This window comes from Megasphaera paucivorans, from assembly GCF_900103535.1.
In the GTDB taxonomy this organism is placed as follows: domain Bacteria; phylum Bacillota; class Negativicutes; order Veillonellales; family Megasphaeraceae; genus Megasphaera_A; species Megasphaera_A paucivorans.
Genome location: NZ_FNHQ01000069.1, coordinates 1 through 1,718 on the forward strand (window position 1 = coordinate 1; position 1,718 = coordinate 1,718).

Annotated in this window: 1 protein-coding gene; it reads left to right on the plus strand. The window is 34.5% G+C overall.

The features are described 5' to 3' along the window. Positions 1–218: 218 nt before the first annotated feature. Positions 219–1,463 carry an MFS transporter gene (locus tag BLR11_RS13850; RefSeq protein ID WP_218118837.1) on the plus strand — a complete coding sequence of 415 codons (1,245 nt, stop codon included), beginning with the start codon at positions 219–221 and terminating at the stop codon, positions 1,461–1,463. Positions 1,464–1,718: the final 255 nt, after the last annotated feature.

The following is a 1,718-nucleotide window of genomic DNA, read 5'->3' on the forward strand; positions in this document are numbered from 1 at the left end:
TTTAGTGTCTTTGTTAGCACTTAACACTATACAGGAATGAGGTTCCTTTTCCTATGGGCCTCTTAGAGTTTACACATAAAATTTTATACTATCTAATTTGACTTGATACAGTTGTACAATTTATACTACTATCAGTATAAAACAGTATATAATATTTCTATTGGTTTATTTTTATTCAATTGGACAAAGGATTTCCCGGGGTGGAGGAGAAACGTATCTTGATTTTTTCTATAACAGCTTTTATAAAAAATGTATTTTCTTCGCTGCAATATAAAAATTTTCGGTATTTTTGGTTGGGACAATGTGTTTCTTTATGTGGAACATGGATGCAGCGGACGGCACAGGTATGGTTGGTATATACACTTACTAATTCGCCCTTTTTAGTGGGTTTGATTGGGGTGAGCCAGTTTACTCCCATGCTTGTGTTTGCATTATTTTCTGGGGCCATTGTGGAACGAATTGCAAAGAAGAAAGTATTGCTCATTACTCAGTTTTTATTTATGATGCAGGCAGTTTGCCTCACGGTGCTCATGTATACAGGGCATATTCATTATATATATGTTTTGATATTAAGTGCTTTTTTCGGTATGGTGCAGACGTTTGATATGCCGGCCAGACAGTCATTTTTTATTCAATTGGTGGGCAGTGATCACCTGATGAATGCGATATCTTTAAATTCAACAATTACAAATTTAGCTAAGATAATAGGTCCTGTATTATCGGGGCTTATTATGGTTCGGTACGGGGTTGGTGTTTGTTTTTTATTGAACAGTATTAGTTTTTTTGCTGTTTTACTTAGTTTGATTTGTATTAAAACAACGGCAGAAACAAATAATGGGATGAAAGAATTTCATCTTTTACAGGAAATGAAGGAAGGCATTATATATATTAAAGGAAATAAAAATTTAAAATTTAATGTCATTTTCATGGCGATTATTTGTACATTCGCCATGAATTTAGATGTAGTTGTCCCAGTATATGCCAATGAGGTGTTACAAGGAGGAAGCGGTGCATATACTTCGCTAATGAGTGCTATGGGAATAGGGGCAATGGTTGGTGCCATATTTATGTCGGCAAGAGCAGCAAAAGGTATAAAGAAAAATTTATTTATTATTAGCATTATGATTACCCTCTCAGCACAAGTGAGTATGCTGGCAGTTCATAATTATGAATTAGCCTTTATTTTGATTGCGGGTATTGGTTTTTCTAATTTAGTATTTATGAATATGGGGAATTCTATATTTCAACTTAATTCGGATGATATGCACCGAGGGAGAGTAATGAGTGTATATTCTTTTTTAAATCAAGGATCGACTCCAATCGGAAATTTTTATGCCGGTACACTTATGCAGCATATAGGAGGACGCTGGGGTTTTCCGGGATGCGGAATCATCGCAGTTTTCCTAGTGGGAGTCACTTGTCTTTTTAATAAAAAAGAATTAAGTCTGTGGTTACGTAATTAAAAGTAGGCACTGAGCAGTTACAATAATACTAGTAATATATATCTTATTTGCTGTTTTAAGATCGCAATGGATTTTGCATAATAAAACACAACTTGTACGTATATGCGATACCTGACTATGTCATATGCATAGTTTCTTTGTGTATGATTCCAATGAGTCGAATGATAGTATAAAATTTTATGTGTAAACTCTAAGAGGCCCATAGGAAAAGGAACCTCATTCCTGTATAGTGTTAAGTGCTAACAAAGACACTAA